The organism is Mesorhizobium sp. GbtcB19 (assembly GCF_019091085.1).
Taxonomy (GTDB): Bacteria; Pseudomonadota; Alphaproteobacteria; order Rhizobiales; family Rhizobiaceae; genus Mesorhizobium.
Genome location: NZ_JAGXJY010000001.1, coordinates 754188 through 778144, shown reverse-complemented (window position 1 = coordinate 778144; position 23957 = coordinate 754188). Strand labels below are relative to the sequence as shown.

At 64.5% G+C, this 23957-nt stretch carries 20 protein-coding genes and 1 pseudogene; 9 read left to right on the top strand and 12 right to left on the bottom strand.

Annotation, left to right across the window (positions count from 1 at the left end; genetic code table 11):
• Nucleotides 1-80 precede the first annotated feature (80 nt).
• The 8 genes and pseudogenes from KVT37_RS03635 (at nucleotide 81) to KVT37_RS03600 (ending at nucleotide 10804) form a co-directional block, all read left to right on the top strand.
• The gene (locus KVT37_RS03635) at nucleotides 81-1523 is read left to right on the top strand and encodes a DHA2 family efflux MFS transporter permease subunit (protein ID WP_217569925.1); all 1443 of its coding nucleotides are present in this window, start codon (nucleotides 81-83) and stop codon (nucleotides 1521-1523) included.
• A 283-nt stretch (nucleotides 1524-1806) separates the two neighbouring features.
• Nucleotides 1807-2793, top strand: coding sequence for an ABC transporter permease (locus tag KVT37_RS03630; RefSeq protein WP_217569923.1), 987 nt, complete (start codon nucleotides 1807-1809; stop codon nucleotides 2791-2793).
• Nucleotides 2794-2881: 88 nt separating this feature from the next.
• A complete protein-coding gene (locus tag KVT37_RS03625; protein WP_217569700.1) occupies nucleotides 2882-3907 on the top strand; it encodes a sugar ABC transporter substrate-binding protein in 1026 nt (341 codons plus the stop codon).
• 80 nt (nucleotides 3908-3987) lie between these two features.
• Nucleotides 3988-6111 carry an SMP-30/gluconolactonase/LRE family protein gene (locus KVT37_RS03620; RefSeq protein ID WP_217569699.1) on the top strand — a complete coding sequence of 708 codons (2124 nt, stop codon included), beginning with the start codon at nucleotides 3988-3990 and terminating at the stop codon, nucleotides 6109-6111.
• Complete coding sequence (locus KVT37_RS03615; RefSeq protein ID WP_217569698.1) at nucleotides 6108-7157, top strand: hypothetical protein; 1050 nt, start codon at nucleotides 6108-6110, stop codon at nucleotides 7155-7157. Before KVT37_RS03620 ends, KVT37_RS03615 begins: the two co-directional genes overlap by 4 nt.
• On the top strand, nucleotides 7157-8653 hold the full coding sequence (locus tag KVT37_RS03610) for a sugar ABC transporter ATP-binding protein (protein ID WP_217569696.1): 1497 nt from the start codon (nucleotides 7157-7159) through the stop codon (nucleotides 8651-8653). Before KVT37_RS03615 ends, KVT37_RS03610 begins: the two co-directional genes overlap by 1 nt.
• A gap of 320 nt (nucleotides 8654-8973) precedes the next feature.
• Nucleotides 8974-9984, top strand: a pseudogene (locus KVT37_RS03605) (IS110 family transposase).
• A gap of 412 nt (nucleotides 9985-10396) precedes the next feature.
• The gene (locus tag KVT37_RS03600; protein ID WP_217569694.1) at nucleotides 10397-10804 is read left to right on the top strand and encodes a carboxymuconolactone decarboxylase family protein; all 408 of its coding nucleotides are present in this window, start codon (nucleotides 10397-10399) and stop codon (nucleotides 10802-10804) included.
• A gap of 168 nt (nucleotides 10805-10972) precedes the next feature.
• Here KVT37_RS03600 and KVT37_RS03595 read toward each other — a convergent pair whose 3' ends face one another.
• From KVT37_RS03595 to KVT37_RS03545, 11 genes are all read right to left on the bottom strand, one after another.
• A complete protein-coding gene (locus KVT37_RS03595; protein WP_217569921.1) occupies nucleotides 10973-11860 on the bottom strand; it encodes an amidohydrolase in 888 nt (295 codons plus the stop codon).
• Nucleotides 11860-12996: a VWA domain-containing protein gene (locus KVT37_RS03590; protein ID WP_217569692.1), complete on the bottom strand. Its 1137-nt coding sequence runs from the start codon at nucleotides 12994-12996 to the stop codon at nucleotides 11860-11862. The genes KVT37_RS03595 and KVT37_RS03590 overlap by 1 nt, the downstream gene beginning before the upstream one ends.
• 226 nt (nucleotides 12997-13222) lie before the next feature.
• Nucleotides 13223-14104 carry a MoxR family ATPase gene (locus tag KVT37_RS03585; RefSeq protein WP_217569690.1) on the bottom strand — a complete coding sequence of 294 codons (882 nt, stop codon included), beginning with the start codon at nucleotides 14102-14104 and terminating at the stop codon, nucleotides 13223-13225.
• A gap of 8 nt (nucleotides 14105-14112) precedes the next feature.
• Nucleotides 14113-15117, bottom strand: coding sequence for a xanthine dehydrogenase family protein molybdopterin-binding subunit (locus KVT37_RS03580; RefSeq protein ID WP_217569687.1), 1005 nt, complete (start codon nucleotides 15115-15117; stop codon nucleotides 14113-14115).
• A 1-nt stretch (nucleotide 15118) separates the two neighbouring features.
• A complete protein-coding gene (locus KVT37_RS03575; protein ID WP_217569685.1) occupies nucleotides 15119-16486 on the bottom strand; it encodes a xanthine dehydrogenase family protein molybdopterin-binding subunit in 1368 nt (455 codons plus the stop codon).
• A 12-nt stretch (nucleotides 16487-16498) separates the two neighbouring features.
• On the bottom strand, nucleotides 16499-16981 hold the full coding sequence (locus KVT37_RS03570; protein ID WP_217569683.1) for a (2Fe-2S)-binding protein: 483 nt from the start codon (nucleotides 16979-16981) through the stop codon (nucleotides 16499-16501).
• A gap of 56 nt (nucleotides 16982-17037) precedes the next feature.
• The gene (locus tag KVT37_RS03565) at nucleotides 17038-17832 is read right to left on the bottom strand and encodes a xanthine dehydrogenase family protein subunit M (RefSeq protein ID WP_217569681.1); all 795 of its coding nucleotides are present in this window, start codon (nucleotides 17830-17832) and stop codon (nucleotides 17038-17040) included.
• Nucleotides 17833-17846: 14 nt separating this feature from the next.
• The gene (locus tag KVT37_RS03560; protein WP_217569679.1) at nucleotides 17847-18290 is read right to left on the bottom strand and encodes an SRPBCC family protein; all 444 of its coding nucleotides are present in this window, start codon (nucleotides 18288-18290) and stop codon (nucleotides 17847-17849) included.
• A 107-nt stretch (nucleotides 18291-18397) separates the two neighbouring features.
• Nucleotides 18398-19225, bottom strand: a complete 828-nt coding sequence (locus tag KVT37_RS03555; RefSeq protein WP_217569677.1) for an AraC family transcriptional regulator — start codon at nucleotides 19223-19225, stop codon at nucleotides 18398-18400.
• Between the two features lie 344 nt (nucleotides 19226-19569).
• A complete protein-coding gene (locus tag KVT37_RS03550; RefSeq protein ID WP_217569675.1) occupies nucleotides 19570-20568 on the bottom strand; it encodes an ABC transporter permease in 999 nt (332 codons plus the stop codon).
• Between the two features lie 47 nt (nucleotides 20569-20615).
• Nucleotides 20616-21359, bottom strand: a complete 744-nt coding sequence (locus KVT37_RS03545; RefSeq protein WP_217569673.1) for an ATP-binding cassette domain-containing protein — start codon at nucleotides 21357-21359, stop codon at nucleotides 20616-20618.
• Between the two features lie 449 nt (nucleotides 21360-21808).
• On the opposite strand from KVT37_RS03545, the gene KVT37_RS03540 reads away from it, so the two are divergent.
• A complete protein-coding gene (locus KVT37_RS03540) occupies nucleotides 21809-22798 on the top strand; it encodes a sugar-binding protein (protein ID WP_217569671.1) in 990 nt (329 codons plus the stop codon).
• A gap of 107 nt (nucleotides 22799-22905) precedes the next feature.
• Here the strand turns inward: KVT37_RS03540 and KVT37_RS03535 are convergent, their stop codons facing one another.
• Nucleotides 22906-23886, bottom strand: coding sequence for an NAD(P)-dependent oxidoreductase (locus KVT37_RS03535; RefSeq protein ID WP_308642550.1), 981 nt, complete (start codon nucleotides 23884-23886; stop codon nucleotides 22906-22908).
• Between the last annotated feature and the right edge of the window lie 71 nt (nucleotides 23887-23957).

Below are 23957 nucleotides of genomic sequence, written 5' to 3'. Positions count from 1 at the left end.
TAACAGGCGAAAGGGCGACACGGAAGTTTGTTGGATAAGCTCTGGACTGGACCAGGCTTATGCTGTTCAACCAGCGCGTCATGACCAGCATCCCCGACAACGAAGCCGTGTCCCGGCCCGCAAATCCCGCGCGGCAGGCACGACGCGTGGCCTTGATCGTCGCCGTCGCCTTCTTCATGCAATTGCTGGATTCGACGATCATCTCGACATCGCTGCCGCAGATGGGCCAGTCCTTCGGCGTGCCGGCGGTGGCGATGAGCATCGGCATCACCGCCTATATGCTGACCATGGCGGTGTTCGTGCCGCTGTCGGCCTGGCTGGCCGACCGGTTCGGCGCGCGCAACATCTTCCTCGTCGCGATCGCGCTGTTCACGCTGGCCTCGGTCGCTTGCGGCTTTTCGCAGAGCCTGACGCAGTTCGTGGCGGCTCGCATCGTGCAGGGGCTGGGCAGCGCGCTGATGACGCCGGTCGGCCGCATCCTGGTGCTGCGCAATGCCGAGAAATCCGAGCTGATCGCCGCGACGGCGCTGATCACCTGGCCGGCTTTGTTCGCGCCGGTGGTCGGGCCGGTGCTCGGCGGCTTCATCACCACCTATCTCTCCTGGCACTGGAACTTCTTCATCAATGTGCCGCTGGGGGCGGCCGGGCTTGCCTTGGTCGCCCGCTTCGTGCCGGGCGACCGCGACTCCGAGGCGAAGCCACTCGATTGGCCAGGCTTCTTCCTGACCTCGCTCGGCCTTGCGGTGATGCTTTACGGGCTTGAACGCCTGGCGCATCCCGAGGACGGCTTGCTGCCGACCGTAGGCTCTATCGGCATCGGCATCGTGATCGGCTGGTTCGCCGTTCGCCACCTGTTGCGGGCGCAGCATCCGCTGCTCGACCTTTCGGCCTTCAAGGTGCTCACCTTCGCGATCTCGACGCTTGCAGCGGGCACGATCTTCCGCGTCGCCATCAACGCCACGCCGTTCCTTTTGCCACTGCTGTTCCAAGTCGGCTTCGGCCTGCGTCCGGTCGATGCCGGCCTGCTGGTGCTGGCCTATTTCCTCGGCAATCTCGGCATGAAGACGGTGACCACGCCGACGCTCAGGCGCTTCGGCTTCCGCACCGTGATGGTGGTGAACGGGGCGATCGCATCACTGGCGATCATGGCTTCCGGCGCAATCTCGCCGCAGACGCCGCAAGTCTTGGTGGTGGCGCTGATGCTGGTCGCGGGCCTCACGCGCTCGATGCAGTTCACGGCGCTCAACACGCTTGCCTTCGCCGACATCGAGGCGCAGCAGCGAAGCTCGGCGGCGACGCTCTCCTCGATGCTGCAGCAGATATCGATGTTGTTCGGCGTGGCGATCGCGGCGGCGATCCTCAACCTGTCGCAGATCGTCAGGCGCGAAGCCCTACCTGATCTCGTCGACTTCAGAATCACCTTTGTCGCGATCGGCCTGCTCGGTCTCGCGGCGGCGCTGCGTTTCCTGGTGCTGCCGGCCAATGCCGGCGCCGAGGTTTCGGGGCATTCGACGAACAATTGACGTCGCGCCGGGCGCATTTTGCGGACTCAAATTGCGCCGGCCGCGCCGCCTTCGAACGGGTTCTTCCGCGGGCCGCGCGATCAGGGTAACGAACCGCCAAAAAGCCTAAGAGTTTCCGCCTATTGCGCCAGTTACGGCAATCGATGCGTCCACTCGGAAAATAGTCGGAGAGGCGCGGTTCTTGAACGCGGATTCATTTGACGAGCCTGTGTTGAGCCGATTAGCTTTCGTCCCGGGACACAGGCCCGGCCAAGGCCTGTCCGAGGGGCGAAAGACAATGGCGATGATTGCGATCGGCTGGCCGAATTGGAGGCGCCTTAATCAGGAAGGCATCGTCTTTGCCATTGCGATCCTGCTCTTCGCCGCCGCAGCCATCGGTCTGCCCGGTTTCCTGACCGCCGACAATCTGGTCGCCATCGTCCGCTCGGTCTCGGTGCTGGGTATACTGGCGCTCGGCATGGCCGTCGTCATCATCGGCCGCGGCATCGACCTGTCGGCAGTCGCGATCATGGCGATGTCGGTCGCCTGGTACCTGCAATTGCTCAACACCGGCACTTCGGATGGGCTCGCCTTCGCCTATGTGCTGGCTGGCGTGCTCGCCATCGGCCTGTTCAACGGGTTTCTCGTCGCCTATGCCGACGTGCCGGCGATCTTCGTGACCTTGGCCACCGGCTCCTTCGTCTTTGGCTATGTGCGCTCGCAACTGATCACGCAGGATGCCGTTCCGGTGCCGCAGGGCCATTGGGTGGAACTGCTCGGCGGCGTGCGCTTCCTCGACATCCCGGTCGAGGTGTTCGTCTTTGCCGGGCTCGCCTTCCTGTTCTTCCTGTTCCTTCGCTACACCAAATGGGGCCGCTATATCTATTTCGCCGGCGACAACCCGGTCGCCGCCCGCAACATCGGCGTTCCGGTTCGGCCCATGCTGGTGCTGCGCTATGTGCTTTCGGCCTTCGTGGCCCTGATCGCCGGGCTTTTGACGGCGGCCAGCCTGCATTCGATCAACACCCGCATCGTCAACTCGACGCTGCTCTACGACATCGTGCTGGTGGCGGTGATCGGCGGTATCGGCTTGTCGGGCGGCAGGGGTGGGGTGCGCAATGTGCTGGTCGGGGCGGCGCTGATCGGCATCCTGCTCAACGCCATGACCATCATCGACATTCCGCTGCTCTACCAGAACCTCATCAAGGCGGCGATCCTGCTCGGGGCCATCATCGTCGACGGCATCATCAATCCGCGCGACGAGCAGACCGCGCAGCAGGGCGACATTTAGAGCAGGTGGGCTAGCCCATCCTGCTCTCGGGTACCCGGACCGATCGCGACGATCGCCCGGCAATGAAAACCGAACCAGAGGATGTGACATGAGACTATTCAGAACATTGATAGCCGCCGCCACGGCGCTCGCCGTTACCGCCTTCGTGGCACCGAGCTTCGCCGCCGACGACCCAGGTCCGGCTGCCTATGCCAAGTCGCTCAATGGCAAGCGCGTCATGCTGGTGCCGCTGGCGATGGGCTTCGACCTGGCGCAGGGCTGGGCGCATTATCTGAAGAAGGAAGTCGAGGCCTGGGGCGGCACCTTCGAAACGCGCGATCCGAACTGGGTTGTCGATGCCGGCGCGCAGGCGATCACCGACGCCATCGCCTCCGACACGCGGCCCGACGTGCTGATCATCCACGCGCCCGACCTCAACTCCTATTCGAAGCTGATGAAGAAGGCGCAGGCTGCCGGCACCTATGTGCTGCTCGTCGACAACCCGGCCAACTACCCGGCCGATGCCTTCGTCGGCAGCGACTGGGACAAGCTCGGCCAGCTCGAGGCTGAAGCGGCGATCAAGGGCTGCGGCGACAATTCGTCCAAAAAGATCGGGCTGGTGCAGGGCGACCAGGCGAATTCGTCCAGCCTCTACCAGTATGCCGGCATCATGAAGGTGCTGGAGAAGCATCCCGACTTCCAGGTCGTCGCCAAGCCGGACTCCAACTGGGACGCGACCACCTCGCGCAACGTGACGACGACGATGCTGCAGCAGCACCCCGACATCTGCTCGATCATCGACTTCTGGGACGGCGACGCCACCGGCGCCTCGGCCGCGATCCGCGACGCCAAGCTCGACGGCAAGGTGTTCCTGGTCACCACCGGCGGCGGCGAGAAGGCAGCCGACTGCGACAAGCTCAACGACGGCACCTATGGCGCCGTGGTGATGACCGACCTCGCCCGCCAGTCCGGCGACATGAACGCCATCATCAAGTTCCTGCTGCAGAGCGGTCAGCCGGCCGGCACCTCGCACAGCTACATCTACACGCTGGAGAAGGCGACGACCAAGGCCGACCTCAAGCCCGACAGCTGCTGGGACCTAAAGGCGCTGCAGGCGGAAGCGGCGGCGAAATAGGCCGCGCTTCCGGAAAGTATCCACGAGGTGGCCGGATCGCTCCGGCCGCCTCTTTCCCATTGAAATGACAGCAGCAGCCGATGACCTTTCGTGAACGCCTCCAGGCCTGGCGCTACAATCTCGTGCCCGACCATCTGGTCGGCGAGATCCTGACCAAGCGCTGGACCGACAATGCCATCCCCTTCCTGGCGCTGGTGGCGACGCTCGGCGTGTTCGGCTCGATCATTCCGGGCTTCTTCAAGCTCACCTCCCTGCAGGAATCGACGCGCCAGCTCGGCGAGTTCTCGCTGGTCGTCATCGGCATGACCGTGGTGATGCTGGGCGGCGGCATCGATCTTTCGGTCGGCTCGATCTTCGCGCTGTCCTGCTTCTCCGCCGTCTATGTCTTCTTCATCCTCGAACAGTCGATCTGGCTGGCGCTGGCCGCGGCGCTCGCCGCCGGATTGGTCTTCGGCGCCATCAACGGTTACCTCGTCGGCTATCTGAGGCTGCGCGCCTTCCTTACCACGCTGGTCACCTTCATCTTCGGGCGAGCGCTGTTCGACATCCTCGTCACCACCTATGCCGCCGACGTGCAGCTTTCGCAGGCCTCCTCTGATGTGCTCGACTTCATCGGCGACGGCACGTTCTGGGGGCTCTCGGTCTCGGTCTGGCTGGCCATTATCCTGGCCATCGTCACGCACATCGCGCTGACGCGCTCGCGGCCGGGCTGGCATGTGCTGGCCGTCGGCGGCTCCCGGCGCTCGGCGCACAATGCCGGCATCCGCGTGCGCCGCACCGTGTTCATGACCTATGTCTTTTCCGGCTTCTGCGCCTCGATCGGCGGCTTCCTGATCGCCTGCCGATTGAGCGGGGCAGGGCCGGGCACCGGCCTCAATCTCGAGATCATGGCGCTGACGGCGGCCGTGGTCGGCGGCGTCAGCCTGGGCGGCGGGCGCGGCTCGGTGGTCAAAGGCCTGATGGGCGCCATCATCGTGCTCACCATGACCAACGGGCTGATCCGGCTGGGCTATGGCACCGGCACCAACCAGATGGTGCTGGGTATCCTTTTGGCGGTCGCCGTCACCATCGACATCCGCTGGCTGAAGAACCGCCACAAGGTGCTGAACGAGGTCTATGTCGCGCCGGTCTATCTCAGGATGGGCGAGACGCAATCGGCCGCGCCCGGTTCCGGCACGCCCTACGAGCTCGACAACCGCCTGTCGGCCGCCGACCATATCGGGCTCGGCGAGCTGGAAGGGCCCGAGGACGTCATCCTCGACCGCGACGACCATCTCTATTGCGGCACACGCCATGGCGAGATCGTCCGCTTCTTTGCGCCGGACTACATACGCTCCGAGGTCTTTGCCCATATCGGCGGCTTTCCGCTGGGGCTCGCTTTCGACAAGGAAGGCAATCTGATCAGCTGCGTCGGCGCCATGGGGCTCTATTCCGTCTCGCCGGATCGGGACGTGAAGCGCCTCTCGGCCGAGACCGCGCGCTCCTGGACCTCGATCGTCGACGACGCGCGCCTGCGCGACCCGAACGATTGCGACATCGCGCCTGATGGCCGTATCTATTTCACCGACTCGACCAAGCGCTACGATGCGCATGACTGGGCGCTGGACTCGATCGAGAACCGCGCCACCGGACGCCTGCTGGTCTACGATCCGAAGGACGGGTCCACCAAGACGCTGCTAGACGGCTACCGCTACACCAATGGCGTCTGCATGGCGCATGACGGCAAGTCGCTGTTCTTCGCCGAGAGCTGGGCCTGCCGCGTGCACCGCTACTGGCTGGAAGGGTCGAAGGCCGGCACCGCCGAATGCGTCATCCGCGACATGCCGGGCTACCCCGACAACATCAACCGGGCGTCGGACGGCAATTACTGGATGGCCTGGCTCGGCATGCGCACGCCGAGCTTCGACCTGTCGCTGCGCCACCCTGATATGCGCAAGCGCATGACGCGCCGGCTGCCGCAGGACGAGTGGCTGTTTCCCAACATCAACACCGGCGGCGTGGTGAAGTTCAACGAGAAGGGCGGCATCGTCGAGACGCTTGGCGATCTCTCCGGCAATGCGCATCCGATGGTCACCTCGATGCGCGAGCACAGGGGTTATCTCTTCGTCGGCGGCATCCTCAACAACCGCGTCGGACGCTACAAGATCGAGGGCGCGGATCCGAACTGGACCAGCCCCGCTTCCTATTGGGGAGGCAAGCCATGATCCTCGATCCGATCCTGGATGTCTTCCGCGGCAAGGCGGTCACCATCCCGCCGCTCGACGGCGCCTTCCGTCCCAACACACGGCTGGACGACGCACCGGCCTTCGCCGAGTTGGCCGAACCGGACAATCTGCTGTCGGTCGACGGTAGGCTGCTTGTGTCCAGCGGCAATGCGGTCTCTGCGATCGTGGCCGGTTCTGAGCCCGTCGTGGTCGAGATGTTTCCATCCGCCGTCACCGCGCTGGCGCTGTCGCCATCGGGCGACCTGGCCGTCGGGCTGGAAAGCGGCACGCTGCTGATCGCCGGCAAGGACGTTCCGCTGCCGGCTGACGTCAGCTGCATCACAGCACTTGCCTATGCCGAGGACGGCACGCTGTGGCTGGCCAATGGGTCAGCCGAACATGCGCCGTCGCAATGGGCGGCCGACCTGATGAAGAAGGGCGCGTCCGGCTCGCTCTGGCGGTGCGGGCCTGGGGGTATCGGTTTTCAGAAGACCGCCGGCGATATCGCCTTTCCCTATGGGCTCCATCCTCTCGGCGGTGACGTGCTGGTCAGCGAAAGCTGGCGGCATCAGCTTGTCCGTTTCGACGGCTCAATCGGCAACCGTTCGACGGCGCTGACGCATCTGCCCGGCTATCCCGCGCGGCTATCACCCGCCAGCGACGGCGGCGCCTGGCTGACGCTGTTTGCACCGCGCAACCGGCTGATCGAATTCGTGCTGCAGGAAACGCATTATCGCCAGGACATGATCGACCAGGTGCCGCCGGCTTACTGGATCGCGCCGGCGCTGGCCTCCAACCGCAGCTTCCTCGAGCCGCTGCAATGCGGTGGCATCCGCACCATGGGCATCCACAAGCCCTGGTCGCCCAGCCGCTCCTACGGGCTCGTCGTGAAGCTCGACCCGAACATGCAGCCGCAATTCAGCCTGCACAGCCGCGCCAACGGCACGCGCCACGGCATCTGCAGCGTGGCGGAACAGGATGGCCAGCTATTGATCGCCTCCAAGGGCGGCGACTGCGTGCTGGCAATCGATACGGGAGGTTTCTGATGGAACCGATCGTCCGTCTCGAGAACGTCACCAAAACCTATCGCGGCGTGCCGGCGGTGAAGAACGTCACATTCGATCTGAGGAAGGGCGAGATCCACGCGCTGCTCGGCGAGAACGGCGCCGGCAAGTCGACGCTGACCAAGATCATCGCCGGCGTCGTCGACGCGACCTCCGGCAAGATGTTCCACAAGGGCGTCGAGACGGCTTACGCCTCGCCGCATGCGGCACTTGAAGCCGGCATCGCCATGGTGTTCCAGGAGACCAGCCTGGTGCCGTCGATGACGGTGGCGCAGAACCTCTATCTCGGCACCGAGAAGTTCCTCAACCGGCTGCGCGGCACCTATATCTCGGCACAGCAATTCCTGCAGTCGCTGAACTTTCCCGTCGATCCGAACGGGATGGTGGCCACGCTCGGCGCTGCCAAGCGGCAGATGGTCGAGATCGCGCGCGCCGTCCACCACAATGCCGAGATCATCATCTTCGACGAGCCGACCGCGACGCTGACGCCGGAGGAGAAACGCCACTTCTTCGCGCTGATCCGCCGCCTGAAGGCGCGCGGCGTCTCGATCGTCTTCATCAGCCATGCGCTGGAAGAGGCGCTGATGATCGCCGACCGCATCACCATCCTGCGCGACGGCGAACTGGTGATCACCGACGACACCTCGGCCTTCGATCGCGACAGGATCGTCGCCGCCATGGTCGGGCGCTCGCTGTCGGGGCAGATCTACCGCCAGCGCGACGAGGCGAAGTTGCGCAAGGCGGGCAAGAAAGTGCTCTCGGTGCAGGACATCTCGATGAGCAACATCGTGCGCAACAATTCCTTCTCGATCTTCGAGGGCCAGATCACCGGCGTGTTCGGGCTGATCGGCTCCGGCCGCACCGAAACCTTCAAGATCGTCTCGGGCATCTACAAGCGCGACTTTTTGCGCGGTGGCGCGATTGAATTGGATGACAAGCCGGTGCGTTATCTCGTGCCGAGTGAAGCCGTGGCCGACGGCATCGTCTATGTCACCGAGGACCGCAAGAGCGAAGGCATTTTCGAGACGATGGGCATCGCCGAGAACCTGTTCGGCGGATTGCTCGCGGCCGGGCGCGAAAAAGCCTGGGTGATCAACCAGCAGGAGATGCGGCAGCTCTCGGCCGAGTGGACGAAGACGCTCAACATCAAGGCGATCAACGACAATGCGCGCGTGGTCGAGCTCTCCGGCGGCAACCAGCAGAAGGTCGTGATCGGCAAGGGGCTGGTGCAGCGGCCGCGCATCGTCATCTTCGACGAGCCGACGCGCGGCGTCGATGTCGGCGCCATCGTCGAGATCCACCAGATCATCAACCGGCTGGCTGACGAGGGCCTCGCCGTCGTCGTCATCTCGTCCTACCTGCCGGAGATCATGAACCTGTCCGATCGCATCCTGGTCTGCCGCCAGGGCCGCATCGTCGAGGAGTTTTCGCCGGTGGAGGCGACGGAGGAGAAGATCATGTACGCGGCGGTGCACTAGGGTGTTGGCTGGTAGGCACGTCGACCGTTGGCCGAGTCGTCCGTCCCGTCGTCATCCACGGGCGGAGCAAGGAGCGAAGCGACGCGCGCAGACCCGAGGATCCATGCCGTTACCTTCGAGCGCTGCTCACGGCGCAGAATTCTGCTCCGCTGCATTCTTTGGCCAAGGTCACGGAATGGATTCTAGGGTCTGTGCTGCGTCGCTCCGCTCCTTGCTCCGCCCTAGAATGATGGGTGGACGGCCCCTTGCGGCATCGAATGTGCCAAGCTGGGCTGTGATTAACTCCAGCGGAGGAGACCGTCCGTCATGCAAGCTATCAGATTGGAATCGATTTGGCCAAGAATGTGTTTCAGGTGCACGGCGTGGATGCTGCCGGGCAGGTGGTGGTGCAGCGCCAGCTGCGCCGCGCGCAGGTGGAGAAGTTCTTCGCCGCACAGCCGCCGGCGTTGATCGGCATGGAGGCCTGCGGCTCGGCCCATCATATTGGGCCCGCACGCTGAGCGCGCTCGGCCATGAGGTCAAGCTGATGCCGCCGGCCTATGTGAAGCCCTATGTTCCCCGCAACAAGAACGATATCCGCGATGCGCAAGGCTGTTGCGAGGCGGTGAGCCGACCCGACATGCGCTTCGTACCGATCAAGACCGTCGAACAGCAATGGGCCAGGGGGCTGCATCGCTCGCGTGATCTTCTGGTGCGCCAGCGCACGCAACTGGCCAACGCCAATGCGCGGCCTGCTCTATGAGATGGGCCTGATCGGTGCCAAGGGGGCGGCGGGCATCGAAGCCCTGCTGCAGCGCATCGAGGCGGCCGATGAAGCCATCCCCGCGGCGTTGTTGATCTGTCTGGTGCCCCTGGCCGGGCAATGGCGGGCGCTGGATGGCGAGATCGAAAAGCTGGACAAGCAGATCCTGGCTCGGGTCAGGCAACAGCAAGCGGCCTTGCGGCTGACGACGATCCCGAGTGTCGGCCCGATCATCGCGCATGCGACCCTCGCAGCCATCGGCGACGGACGCCAGTTTGCTTCTGCCAGGGACTTCGCCGCCTGGCTGGGCCTGACCCGCAAGAGCCATGACACCGGCGGCAAGCACAGGCCGACAGGCCATATCAGCCGTGCCGGCGACAGGGACCTGCGCAGGCTGCTCATTCTCGGCGCCAGTTCCTGGCTGCGTCAGGTCAGGGCCAAGCCCGACAAGGGCTCGCCCTGGATACGCGGTCTGCTGGCTAGGCGGCCGGTCAAGGTCGCCGTCGTGGCGCAGGCGGCCAAGACCGCCCGCATCATCTGGGCAATGCTGCAGTCGGGACAACAATACAGGGCACCAGCTGCGGCTTAACCGCAATCGAGGCCCTTAACAGCGTAAGGAGCAAAAAGGCAGCACGGCAAAATGGTCAGGACCTGGGTCGGCATACTCCGTTGTCGTCATCGCGATCAAAAGCGCGCTAGAATGATTGGAACCGATCCGCGTAACCCCTACAGGTCAGCGGTCATCAAAATCGACCGCACTAAAGGCCGAATACATGACCGCTCCAGACTTACGCCGTCGCCGTCATTTTGCCTCTTGCCCAGAAGGGGCCGTCCATACATGACGAGGCTGAGATGCTTCGACAACCTATGCGGCAGTGTGCTGTTTTAAGCCGAAATGTGTTGTTTCGAGCCAAAAGCTGAATCGGGCCAACCGGTTAGCCGTCTGTGCGCAACACTTGATTCAACGACCTCGACCAACGATTCAAGCGAAGGGAAACTCCATGGCCACCACGAGACTCTTGAGCGATGCCGAGGTCGAAAAGATCCCGGCGGTGAAGGCCGTGTTCGACGATATCCGCGCGACGCGGAAGTCCGACTTCGTCAACAATTTCTGGCGCGGGCTCGCCAACGATCCGGCCTCGCTGAAGCGCGTGTGGGAGCAGCTCAAGACGGTGATGGTCGCCGACAGCGCGATCGATCCGTTGACCAAGGAGATGATCTATATCGCCGTCTCGACCGCCAATGGCTGCTCCTACTGCGTCCACTCGCACACGGCCGCCGCTCGCGCCAAGGGCATGACCGACGCGCAGCATGGCGAGTTGGTGTCGATCATAGGGCTGGCGGGGCAGACCAACCATCTGGTCACGGCGATGCAGATACCGGTAGATTCGCAATTCGAGGTGAAGTGAAGCGCTTTTCCTTCTCCCCCTGTGGGAGAAGGTGGCCTCGCGAAGCGAGGTCGGATGAGGGGTGCTCCAGCGGAGTGAGACGCTGGCGTTCCCTGGAACACCCCTCATCCGTCTCGGCGCTGCGCGCCGATCCACCTTCTCCCACAAGGGGAGAAGGGGAAGTCCGCGCTACACCGGCCGATACACTCTCTCTGCCGTATTCCAGAAAATATCCGCCTCGGCCTCGGTGCCATGCTTCGCCACCGCCGCGCGGTGCGCGTTGATCAGTTCGGCATGACTGGTCCAGAGCTTTTCGATCGGGAAGTTCGAGCCGAACATCAGCCGGTCGCTGCCGAGGATTTCGATCGCGTTGTCGACGATGTAGGCAATCAGTTCCGGGTCGTTGCGATGCTCGAACGTGCCAAGCCCCGACAGCTTGGCGTAGAAATTGGGCGCTGCCGCCAGCGTGCGCAGGCCGGCCTTCCACGCTTCGGTCGTTTCCGGCTCCATGCCGGTCAGCATGCCGGCATGGGTGAGGATGAAATTCGTCTCAGGGTTTTCGCCGACCAGCGTCAGTCCGTCCTTCATCTGCGCCGGGAAAAGCTGCAGGTCGAAGGAGAGGCCGTAATCCTTCAGCCGCGCCACGTTTTTCCGCACTTTCGGATCGATCACCTGGTCGGCCGAGGCGGCGAAGCGGAAGGCGGGCGTCTCATGCCAATGGAGCTGCATTCGCACGCCACGCAGCAGCTTGTACTTCATCAACCGATCGATCTGCGGGCGAACGTCGTCGACCGTCATGTCGGCGTAGCCGACGATGGCGTGCGGCCAGCCGGTTTCTTGCGCCGTCTTCTGCAGGAAGGCGACTTCCTTCTCGAAATCCTCCTTGGCCCAGTTGGTCTGGACGTAGACCGCCTTCTCGACGCCAGAGCCTTTCTGGTCGTCGAGGAATTCGGTGATCGGATAATCGCGGCGGATCGGCTCGTATGGGCCGAAGATGCGCGGCACCATCGGTCCGACCAGCCAAGGCTGGTCCTTCTGGCGCCAGATGTGGAAATGCGCGTCGACCGCTTTCTGCATCACGATACCCTTTTCCAGATGGAATCGGCCGCAGGCGCTGGCCGGGCGAGCGACAAGATGAAATCGGTGAGACTTCCGACCGACGAGCCGTCGACCAGATCGTCGAGCACCGGCAGGATAGCGCGCAGTGCCGCCGTTGCCGGACGGAAACGCCGGTCGCCGGCGAGCGGCGTCGCCAGCGACAGCCGGAAGGCGCGGGCACTGAGCCGGCGCATCGCGGTTTCAAGCTCGGCATGGCCACCGCGCTCGAGCGCGTCCGACAGGATGACGACGCTAGCGCCGCGCGCGAAGGCGGAGAAGCGCGGCACCGAGAGAAACGCAAGCAGCGTCGGTCCCATGCGGGTGCCGCCGTCCCAATCGTCGACGAGCGTCGCGGCGCGGGCGAGCGCCTGCTCGCGGTCGCGGATGCGCAGCGCCGAGGTGATGCGGGTGAGCCGCGTGCCGAAGGTGAAGACCTCCGCGCGCTCGGCGCCCTGCACCGCCGCGTGCGCGAGCTTGAGATAGTCGGCGGTGTGCAGCTTCATCGAACCGGAAATGTCGATGAGCAGAAGCAGTTTTCTCGGCACGGTCTGCCGGCGGCGCAGCAGCGGCACGGGGATGTCGCCATCGGCGCTCACGATTTCGCTGAGTGAGCGCCTGAGGTCGAGCGTGCCGCGTGATCGCGTGCGGGTTGTTCGGAAGGAACGGCGGGCGGGCAGGGCGGAGGCGAGCTTGCGGCGGAACTGGTCGAGACCATCGGCGTCGCGCTGGAAGTCGCGGCTGCTCAGCTGCTCGAGCGTGGAGGATAGGTCGCCGCCTTTCTCCTCTCGCGTTGTCTGGTTCTCTTCTTCGCGTGTGCCGCGATCGTCCTTGACGCGGGTTTCGTCGTCCTCCTCGCCTTCGATCGAAGGTTTGGCGTCGCCGTAGAAATAGGCGCGGAAATGCGCCTCGAATTCGCCGCGATGGTCGGGCGAGGGCGCGAGTGTGGCGAGCGCCGCTTCTCGGATGTCGTTCATGGAACGAGGGCCGAGCAGGGTTACGGCTTGCATGAAGCTGATGGTCTGTTCGGGCGCGATGGGGAAGGCGTGATCGCGGAGCAAACGGGCGAAGCCGAGGAACGGCGCGGCGGCAGGGCGTAGGTTTTCCGGACGCCTCATTCCTTCGCGCCCCCCTCTGTCCTGCCGGACATCTCCCCCACGAGGGGGGAGATTGGCGGCTTGGGCGCGCTGCTCAATTCTGCAATGCTGACAATTGGCGAAAGCCGACGCGACAGCTGATCTCCCCCCTTGCGGGGGAGATGTCCGGCAGGACAGAGGGGGGTGCTGTCCCGCCAGCGCTGCGCATTAACCCTGGGGTATCGCGTTAGCGCGTTGCAATTGCTCATCACGACAGCGCCTCCGCGACGATCCTCCCGAGCTCCGGCGCGATCGCGGACAAATCCTCCTCGTCCTTGATCAGCACGCCGATGGCCCGCCGAAAGGCCTCCGGCCACGGGCTGCCGCCTTTTTCGAGAATGGTCGCGGCATTCGCCCATTCGACGGCTTCGGCAATACCCGGCGGCTTGGCCAGCGGGCGAGCGCGGATCTGCTGCACGGCAATCGCCACCGCGCGTGCAGTCGCCTCGGCGACATCGCCTGCGCGCAGCATGATGATCTCGGCCTCGCGCTGGGCGTCGGGATAGCCGATCCAGTGGTAGACGCAGCGCCGGCGCAGCGCCTCGGCAAGCTCGCGGGTGCGGTTGGAGGTCAGGATGACGATCGGCTGCGTCGCGGCGCGGATCGTGCCGCGCTCCGGAATGCTGATCTGGAAGTCGGAGAGGAATTCGAGCAGCAGCGCCTCGAACTCGTGATCCGAGCGGTCGATCTCGTCGACCAGCAGCACGCGTCGCTCGGGCGCGCGCAGCACCTGCAGCAGCGGGCGGGCGATGAGAAAACGGTCGTCATAGATGTCGATCTCGTGCTCGCCGGCATGGCGGATGGCGAGCAGCTGGCGCTGGTAGTTCCACTCGTAGAGCGCGTGCCCGGTGTCGATGCCTTCATAACATTGCAGGCGCACCAGTTCGCGGCCGAGCAGTTCGGCGACGGCCTTCGCGGCTTCGGTCTTGCCGACGCCCGGCGCGCCTTCGAGCAGCAGCGGCTTGCCGAGGCGGATCGCCAGGAAGATAGCGGTCGCAAGGCTGTCGTCGGCAAGATAGCGCGAGGCGGCAAGGCGCGCGGCTATCGCCTCCGGAGACTCGGCAACCTTGGCTGCATCGGCGCTGGTCATCGTCCCGCTCAGCCCGCGGCCTGCGCCTTCAGCGCGCGCAGGATACGCTCGGGCGTGATCGGCAGCGTGTCGATACGCACCCCGACCGCGTCGAAAACCGCGTTGGCGACGGCCGGTATCTGCGGGTTGGCGCACATCTCGCCCGGACCCTTGGCGCCGAACGGCCCATCGGCCGAAGGACGCTCCAGCACGATGATCTCGGTTTCGGCAAGATCGCCTGGACCCGGCATCAGATACTGGTTGAAATCGGTGCCGCCATGGTCGCGGTTCGGATAATAGGGCTCGGTCGTCTCGTAGAGCGCGTGGCTGATGCCCATCCACGAGCCGCCGACCAGCTGCTGCTCGACCATCTTCGGGTTGAGCGCGCGGCCAATCTCGAAGACGTTCTTCACAGTGAGCACCGTCACTTCGCCGGTCTCGTCGTCGACCTCGACCTCGGCCACGGTGCAGGCGTGGGCGTAGCAGGTCGACGGCTTCATCGCGCCGGTCTCCTTCTCCGGGTAGGAGCGCGGGATCAGGAACATGCCGCGGCCGGAGATCGAGCGGCCGCGCTTGAAATGGGCGGACAGCGCCACGTCGAAGATCGAGATTGATTTCTGCGGCGCGCCTTTCACCTGTATGTTGCCCTGGCCGTCTGTGTCGAGGTCGGAGGCGTTCACCTCCAGCTCTTCGGCCGCCACTTCGAGCATCACCTGGCGGGCTTCCTTGGCCGCCTGGATGACGGCGTTGCCGGCGCGATGCGTGCCGCGCGAGGCGAAGGTGCCCATGCAGTGCGGGCCGGTGTCGGTGTCGGCGGTGTCGATGACGACGCGGTCGGTCGGAACGCCGATCGTCTCGGCGCAGATCTGCGCCATGATCTGCTTCATGCCCTGGCCGAGATCGACGCTGGAGAGCGTGACCATGAAATTGCCGGTCGGCGTCGAATGGACCAGCGCCTGTGTAGGGTCGCCGCCGAGGTTCATGCCGGTCGGATAGTTGATCGCGGCGACGCCGCGTCCACGCCGGATCGCCATCTCAGGCTCCCTTCCTGTAGGAGGACATTGCCATGTATTTTTCCGCCACCGGCCAGTTGGCGGCGCGCGAGGCTTCCTGCATGCATTCGATCAGCGCCGCGCCCTCGGTCGGCTGGCGATGCGCCTTCATGTCGCCGTCGCGATAGGCGTTGATGAAGCGGAATTCGAGCGGATCCATGCCGATCAGCCGCGCCAGCTTGTCCATCTGCACTTCCAGCGCGAAGTCGCCGATGGTGACGCCGAAGCCGCGCATGGCCGACGAAGGGGTGCGGTTGGTGTAGACGCAATAGGCGTCGATCCAGACGTTGGGGATCGTGTAAGGGCCGGGATAGTGCGCGGCACCCTTCTGCGCGCCGTAGGGCGAGTGGCGCGAATAGGCGCCGGCATCGGTGTACCCGCTGACCTTGCGGGCGACGATGCGGCCGTCCTTCATGACGCCGTCCTTGATGACGACCTTTTCCGCCGCGCGCGGCGAGGAGATCTGCATCTCCTCCTCGCGGCTGTAGATGAAGGAGACCGGACGTCCGGTGAGCTTGGCGGCGAGGATGGCGATCGGCTCGACGATGACGTCGACCTTGCCGCCGAAACCGCCGCCGACGGTGCCGCCGACGAAGTGCAGCTTCGAGCCCGGCATCTGCAGGATGATCGAGGTGTTGTCGAGGGTGAAGAACATCGCCTGCGTGTTGGTGTAGCAGGCGAAGCGGTCATTGCCCTCGGGTGCCACCACGCAACCGGTCGTCTCGGTCGGCGCGTGCTCGATCGGCGAGGACTGGTAGGTCTGTTCGAGGATGTGGTCGGCCTGGGCAAAGCCCGCCTCGACATCGCCGAAACGCACCTTGCGGCATTCGCCGCTGTCGTAGAGATAATAGTTCTGGCCGTGATATTCGTTGACCAAAGGCGCGCCGGGTTTCAGCGCCTCCTCCATGTCGAAGACGGCCGGCAGCACCTCGTAGTCGACCTTGACCTTGGCGGCGGCTTCCTGCGCCGCGCGTTCGGTCTCGGCCAGCACCGCCACCACGGCCTCGCCTTTCCAGCGCACCTTGCCGTCGGCGAGCACGGTTTCGTCCTCGGGGCCGACCTGGATCAGGATCAGGATGGTGTAGACATTGTGCGGCACATCCCTGGCGGTCAGCACCCGCACGACGCCCGGATGCTTCTCCGCTTCCGACGTGTCGATCGAGCGGATGCGGGCGTGGTGGTGCGGACTGCGCACCATCTTCAGATGCAGCATGCCCGGAAAATTGCGGTCGGCGAAATAGGTGGTCTTGCCGGTGACGTGTCCCGGCGAATCGAGGCGCGGCCGCGGCTGGCCGATCTCGTGCAGGCCATCCTTGCGGACATCGGCGAAATAATCCTTGCGCATTTCCATGGCTCGGTCCTCTCAGGCGGCGTTCTGCGAGTTGGCGCGCGCCGCCGTCAGCACCGCCTGGATGATCGGCTCGTAGCCGGTGCAGCGGCAGATGTTGCCGGACAGCGCCTCGACCACATCCTCGCGGCTGGGGTTCGGCGTGCGGTCGAGCAGCACTTTTGCCGCCACGATCATGCCCGGCGTGCAGAAGCCGCATTGCGTGGCGAAGGCATCGAGGAAGGCGCGCTGCAGCGGATGCAGCACGCCGCCTTCGGCAAGACCGGCCGTCGTCTTGATGTCGGCACCGTTGCAGGTCTCGGCCAGCGTCAGGCAGGAGAGTTTCAGCTCGCCGTCGATGATGACCGAGCAGGCGCCGCAGGTGCCCTGGTGGCAGCCGCCCTTCGGCGAGGTGTCGCCGATCTTGTCGCGCAGCGCGTTGAGCAGCGTCGTGCCGCTTTCGATGAATTCGGCTGTTTCGGAGCCATTGAGCGTGAACTGAACCGGGACCTTCGCCATTTTTCCTCCCTGCGCGCCTGCCCGGATGCACCGGACAGACGCGCGCCCCCCACGGATTAATTCGACAACAACCGGCCGAGATGCACCGGCAGCACCTCGGTGCGATACCAAGCGCTTGCGATCGGGTCGGTGATCGGCGCGATGCCTTGGCCCGCGGCGGCGAGCGCCGGGGCGATTTCCCGCGGCGTGAGCTTGCGGCCGAGCAGCGCCTTCTCCGCCGCCTTGGCCCGTATCGGCCGATCGGCCATGCAGCCCAGCGCGATCCTTGCGGCAGTCACCGCGCCGTCGGCCGTGCGCTCAAGGAGCGCGGCGATGCTCAGCACCGACACACCCTTCGGCTTGACGCGCGACACTTTCAGGAAGCGGAAGCTCTTCGGCCCAGGCAATGAAAAGCCGACAGCCGTGACGATGGCGCGGCTGGTGTCGCGGCCGGCCAGGAAGGTCTCGATCGGCAGTTCGCCGTCTTCGGCGATGACAGTCGCGTCCAGCGCCAGCAGCGCCACCGCGAAATCGCCGTAAGGGGCAGGGGCGAACAGGTTGCCGCCGACGGTCGCCATGTTGCGGATCGCCGGCCCGCCGACGGCGCGCGCGGCCGGCGCGAGCGCGGCAAGTTCGGGATGGCGGGCAATCGCAGCCATGGTGACGGAGGCGCCGAGCCGGACATTGCCGCCGGAAACCGCGATCTGCGACAGGCCGGGATCGGTGACGCGGACAAGGCTGGAGGTGGACACGTCGCCTTCATTGGCCGCGCGGACGACAAGCGTACCGCCGCCGAGATAGCGCGTGCCGGCCGCCTGCAAGGCGGCATTGGCGTCTTTCACGCTGGAAAAAGTCTGCAGGGCAAGCGACATGGCGCGCTCCCAGCTCAGCTATTGCCGGCGAAATGGGTCTTCAGGGCATTGAAGCCGCCCTGAAAGACATTGGCGCCCATGCCCTCGGCCAGCTTGTCGGCCTCCTCGGGGGCGGCGTCGAAGCTCGCGGTCCATTCGCCATAGGTGCGGTTGCCGTCGGTGACGCGCCGCAACTGCAGCGTAGCCTTGTGATTGGTGAGCGGCTGCGGTGTTTCGAGGATCGAATAGCTGACCAGGAAATTCTCGTCGGAAAAGTCGAGCAGTTTCTCGCGCAGCGTCGCGCCGCTGACCAGCTTGAAGTTGCGCACGCAGCCGATCGCGGTGGCGTCTTTGCCCTCCTCGATATGGCTTTCCACCATGCGCGGATGCCAGGTCGGCAGACCGTTGAAGTCGCGGATGCGCGCCCAGACCTGTTCGACCGGCGCGTCGATGACGCTGGAAATGGTGACTTTCGCCATGGGCTCGCTCCCTCGCAGTGATTGAGGTGAGGCTAGAGCGGTCGATCAATCGGTGCTTATCAATGCGTCTTGCACGCGTATCAACCAGTCGGAAAAACAGGCGCGCCTTAGGCCGTCGCCCGAGCGGCTTCGCGGTAGAGCGTCGGCGGTACGCCGACATGGTCGCGGAAGAAGCGCGAGAAATTGCCCTGGGTGGTGAAGCCGAGATTGCAGGCGACCGAGATCAGCGGCGCTTCGGACCATTGCAGCTGGCGCACCGCTTCCTCCATGCGCAGCGTGTTCCAGTAGACGTTCGGCGTCAGGTTGGTCTGTTCCTTGAAGAGCGCGAAGAAATGCGGCCGGGACAGGCCGACCGAGCGGGCGACATCGTCGAAGGAGATGCGCTCGCAGACATTGGCTTTCATCAGCTGGATCGCCTTGCGGACACGGAAGTCGAGCATGGTGTTGATGCGCGCGCGGGCTATCTGCGGCGCAGAGGCGTCCGCGGCATCGAGCACTGAGTCGATGAAACGCTCGATCTCGTAATTGGCGACGTCGTCGATGCTTTCATTGTCGGTGAGATGGTCGAGCAGGTTCGCCGCCGCCTGATGCAGCCAGGGTTCCAGCGTGATCGCGGCCTGCGTGAACAGTGGCGCCGAGGAGGGCAGGTCGCGGCGCCGGCGCGCCCAGTCGGGATCGACATAGAAGGCGAGGAACAGGCCGGGCCTGCCGTCATGCGAAAGCGCATGGCTGTGCGGCTGGAACGAATTGATGCCGGCCGCGATGCCCGGTCCAAGCCGCACCGTCTCGCGGCCGATGGTCATTTCGCCGGCCGTGCCTTCGAGCCAGATGATGAGATGGGCCTCGCCATGGGCATGGGTGACGAAGTCGTTGGCGACATTCAGCACGGAGACATGTCCGAACCGGCCCCAGTAGAGCCTGATCGCGTCCGTCATGGGTATCGTTCCTCCAGCGGGCGACTGGCCTCCCTTCGCCCGCCGGGGAATAGTGCGGCCGGGGTACGGCCGCGTCAAGGCAGGCGGAATGCCATGGAAGCTGTGCTGCCGACGCCGAAAATGGATTTTCAGACTGAGCGATAGGGCGTTCCCTTCTCCCCTTGTGGGAGAAGGTGTCGCCGAAGGCGACGGATGAGGGGTGCTCCAGGGAACGCCAACGTTTCACTCCGCTGGAACACCCCTCATCCGTCTCGGCGCTGTCGCGCCGATCCACCACCCGGGGGCGAGCCACGGGTCTCGCCCCGTCCTTCGGACCCCACGAGGGGAGAAGGGAAGGGTGCGCCCTAATCGCTGCGCCTGAAATTGCGGATGCGGTCGAACAGCACCGCCAGGATGATCGCGCCGCCGATGAAGGTGCCCTGCCAGAAGGCGTTGATGCCGAGCAGCCCAAGGCTGTTGCGGATCACCTCGATCAGCGCGGCGCCGACGATGGCGCCGATGGCGGTGCCGACGCCGCCGGCAAGATTGGCGCCGCCGATGACGGTGGCGGCGATGACTTGCAGCTCCATGCCGGTGCCGAGATTGGTGGTGACGGCGCCGAGCCAGCCGGTCTGGATGATGCCGGCGAGCCCGGCGGACAGCGCCGAGATCATGTAGACGGCAACCTTGATCTGCTTGACCGGAACACCCGTCAGCGTCGCCGCGTGCTCATTGCCGCCGATGGCGAAGATGTGCCGGCCGAACTTGGTCCAGCGCAGGATGAAGCCGGTGATCAGTGCCAGGATGATCATGTAGAGCACCGGATTGGCGATGCCGAACACCCAGGCGCCGCCCCCCAACGCCAGAAGCTTCTGGTGATCCGGCCCGAACTGGAAGACCACGGTGTTGTTCGAGGCGACCATGGCAAGGCTGCGCGCGACCGAGAGCATGCCGAGCGTCACCACGAAAGGCGGAAAGCCGAGATAGGCGATGAGCACGCCGTTGAAGGCGCCTATCGCGAGCGCCGTGACGATCGTGGCCAGGATGCCGATCTCGATCGAATAGCCGGCATGCATGGTGACGGCGAGCACCATGGAGCACAGGCAAAGCACCGAGCCGACCGACAGATCGATGCCGCCGGTGATGATGACGAAGGTCATGCCGAGCGCGACGATGGCGACGAAAGTGATGTTGCGGGTGATGTTGAACAGATTCTTCTGCGTGGCGAATGCGTCGGTGGCGAAGGACAGGAACAGGCAGGCGAGGATGACCGCGATCACCACCCAGAATGTCTGGTTGGCAAAGAGTCGCGACAGGAAGGTGTGCTGCTTCTGCGCGATCGTCTGGTCAAGGGTAACTGCCATTATCGACCTTTCCTGCGTGGCTGAAGGTACGCCAGATTTCAACGCGACTATGCAACCTGTTCGATGGCGCCGGTGATCAGTCCGGTGACTTCCTCGGGCGAGCTCAAGGCGATCTTCTTGTCGGCCACTTTGCGGCCGCGCCGCATGACGATGACGCGGTCGGCGACGTCGAACACGTCGGGCATGCGATGGCTGATCAATACCACCGCGATGCCCTGGTCGCGCAGGTGGCGGATGAGGTTCAACACCTCGGCGACCTGCCGGACGGAGATTGCGGCCGTCGGCTCGTCCATCAGCACGATCTTGGCCTGCGACAGCATGGTGCGGGCGATCGCCACCGCCTGGCGCTGGCCGCCCGACATCTGCTTGACCAGGTCGCGCGGCCGCGTTTCGGATTTCAGTTCGGCAAAGAGCTGGCCGGCGCGCTTGTACATCGAGGCGTAGTCGAGGATTCGGAAGGGTCCGATGCCCCGGCGCAGCTCGCGGCCGAGATAGACATTCGCCGCGGCCGTCAGATTGTTGCAGAGCGCCAGGTCCTGGTGGACGATCTCGATGCCGTGCTGGCGGGCCTCGGCCGGCTTGTGCATGACAATCTCCTTGCCCTCCAGATGCATGGTGCCATGGCTCGGGCGGAAATTGCCGGCGATCATCTTGACCAGCGTCGACTTGCCGGCGCCGTTGTCGCCCATCAGGCCGACGACCTCGCCGGCCTCCAGCGAAAACGACACGTCGTTGACCGCCTGGATGGCGCCGAAATGTTTCGAGATGTTGGCGAGTTCGAGAACCGACACCAGCCTTAAGCCTCCCCATTTTGTCGACGCAGCGGTTTGCCGGTTGGCCAGCAGCGCTTGCGTCCCGCCCGTCCATCACCTCCCGAACGGCGCGTACACGCATTTAGGCAAAAGCCGGCAAAGCCGTCAATCAATTGTCAGACGATTAATTTCGACACTCGACAAAAAATCGGTTTTGTAGGACAAATAGGAATTGACCGTTGGCGAAAAGCCGATATTAGCTAGCCTCGGAGGAATAATTTGCCCTCGAGCGCGTATATGGCGGAACGGGGCAAATGGTTTGAGGATCAAGGATCCGGTTGCGCCCGTGTTCGGGCAAACGGATCGGCAAATGCTTATCAGCCCGGCCCGGGACACGAGCATTGGGAAGATGCTCGTTAAGGCTCCTGTGCATCGGCTGATCGGTGTGGCGGGCACGCGGTGTCCGTTTGTTTCAAGGGAGGACTGATATGAGGAAGACACTTTTGCTTGCCGCCGTCGCCGCCATGGCGTTGGGCGCCGGGCCGGCTTTGGCCAAGAAACAGCTCGTTATCGTCGTGAAGGGTCTCGACAATCCGTTCTTCGAAGCCATCCATCAGGGCTGCGAGAAGTGGAACAAGGAGAACGCGAGCTCGGAATATGAATGCTTCTACACCGGCCCGGCATCGACCTCGGACGAAGCCGGCGAGGCGCAGATCGTGCAGGACATGCTGAGCAAGCCTGACACGGTCGCGATGGCGATCTCGCCGTCGAACGCGCCGCTGATCGCCCAGACGATCAAGAGCGCCAATCCGTCGATCCCGATCATGACGGTCGACGCCGATCTTGCCAAGGAAGACGCCGCGCTGCGCAAGACCTATCTCGGCACCGACAACTACCTGATGGGCAAGAAGATCGGCGAATACATCAAGAAGGCCAAGCCGAATGGCGGCACGATCTGCACCATCGAGGGCAACCCGGCGGCCGACAACATCCTGCGCCGCGCGCAGGGCATGCGCGACGCGCTGACGGGCAAGGAAGGCCTGGCGGCACTGAAAGGCGAAGGCGGCTGGACCGAAGCTCCCGGCTGCCCGGTGTTCACCAATGACGACGGCGCCAAGGGCGTGCAGGCGATGACAGACATCCTCGCCGCCAATCCGAAGCTCGACGCCTTCGGCATCATGGGCGGCTGGCCGCTGTTCGGCGCCCCGCAGCCCTATCGCGACCTGTTCAAGCCGATGGCCGACAAGATCGCCAAGAACGAGTTCGTCATCGGCGCCGCCGACACGATCGGCGACGAGGTGGCGATCGCCAAGGAGGGCCTGGTGACCGCGCTGGTCGGCCAGCGGCCGTTCGAAATGGGCTACAAGGCGCCTTCGGTCATGCTCGACCTCATCGGCAACAAGAAGGTTGATGATCCGGTCTTCACCGGCCTTGACGAATGCACCAAGGAAACGGCCGACACCTGCATCCAGAAGTAGGCACCGACTGCGTCCGGAACCAAATGTGAAAAGGGGCGCCCGCGAGGCGCCCCTGATTTTTCCAAGCTTTGCTGTCGCGGATTGAGCGGGGCAGGCGTTTCCCGCGCTCAAATCTTCTGCTTCACGCCGTCCTTCGAAGGCATCAGGTCGACGCCGTTGAGCTTGCCGATATGGGTGGCGAGCATCGGCACATATTGTTCGGCGGGACCGGCGGCGTGCGCCGTCGCGAAGGAATTCTTCGTGGCGTTGCCGAGCGGGTTGGCGATGCCGGCCGCGCCCGCCATCGAACCCAGATAGGTCAGGTCCTTGAACGCGTTGGCGATGGTGAATTTATGCGCGTCGCGGTCGCCTTCCAGCGTCCAGCGCATGAAGGTCTGGTAAAAGCCGCAATCCATGCGGCCGTTGCGGATGACGCTGTCGAAACGCTGCGGCGAGATGCCGACCTTCTCGGCGAGCGTGAGCGCCTCGGAATAGATCGCGGCGTAGCCCAGCGAGATGAAGTTGTTGAGCAGCTTCATGCGGTGGCCGTCGCCGGTGTCGCCGATATGGACGATGCGGCCGGCCCAGGTCTCGAGCACCGGCTTCAGCCTGGAAAACAGCGCGTCCGGCGCACCGACCATCGCATCGAGCGTGCCTTCCCAGGCCTCCTTCGGCGTGCGGCTGAGCGGGGCGTCGACGAGGTCGACACCGATCGCCTTGAGCTCGGCGGCGAGCGCCACGGTCGAGACCGGATCGGAGGTCGAGCAGTCGACGACAACCGCGCCCTTCTTCAGGCCTTCCTTCAGCCCGCCCGGGCCGCGGATAATCTCTTCGACCTCGCGCGAGCCGGTGACGCAGATGAAGACGATGTCGGAGGCCGCCGCCACTTCCTTGGATGTCGCGGCTTCCTTCGCCCCGCGGCCGAGCAGATCCTCCGCCGGCTTGCGGTTCTTGCGGCCGAGGAAGGTCAGCGGATAGCCCTTGTCGACGATGTTCTTGGCAATGCCGTGCCCCATCAGGCCGAGGCCGATGAAGCCGATTTTTTCGCGCGCCGCGTTGGTGGTCATGTGCTTTGTCCTGTCGTTTGTCCGGCTCGGGGGATTATCGATAATTCTACGCTCGTTCTTGCCGCATATGGTTGCGGAATGCAATATTGTCTGACAATACACCTCAGACCCCG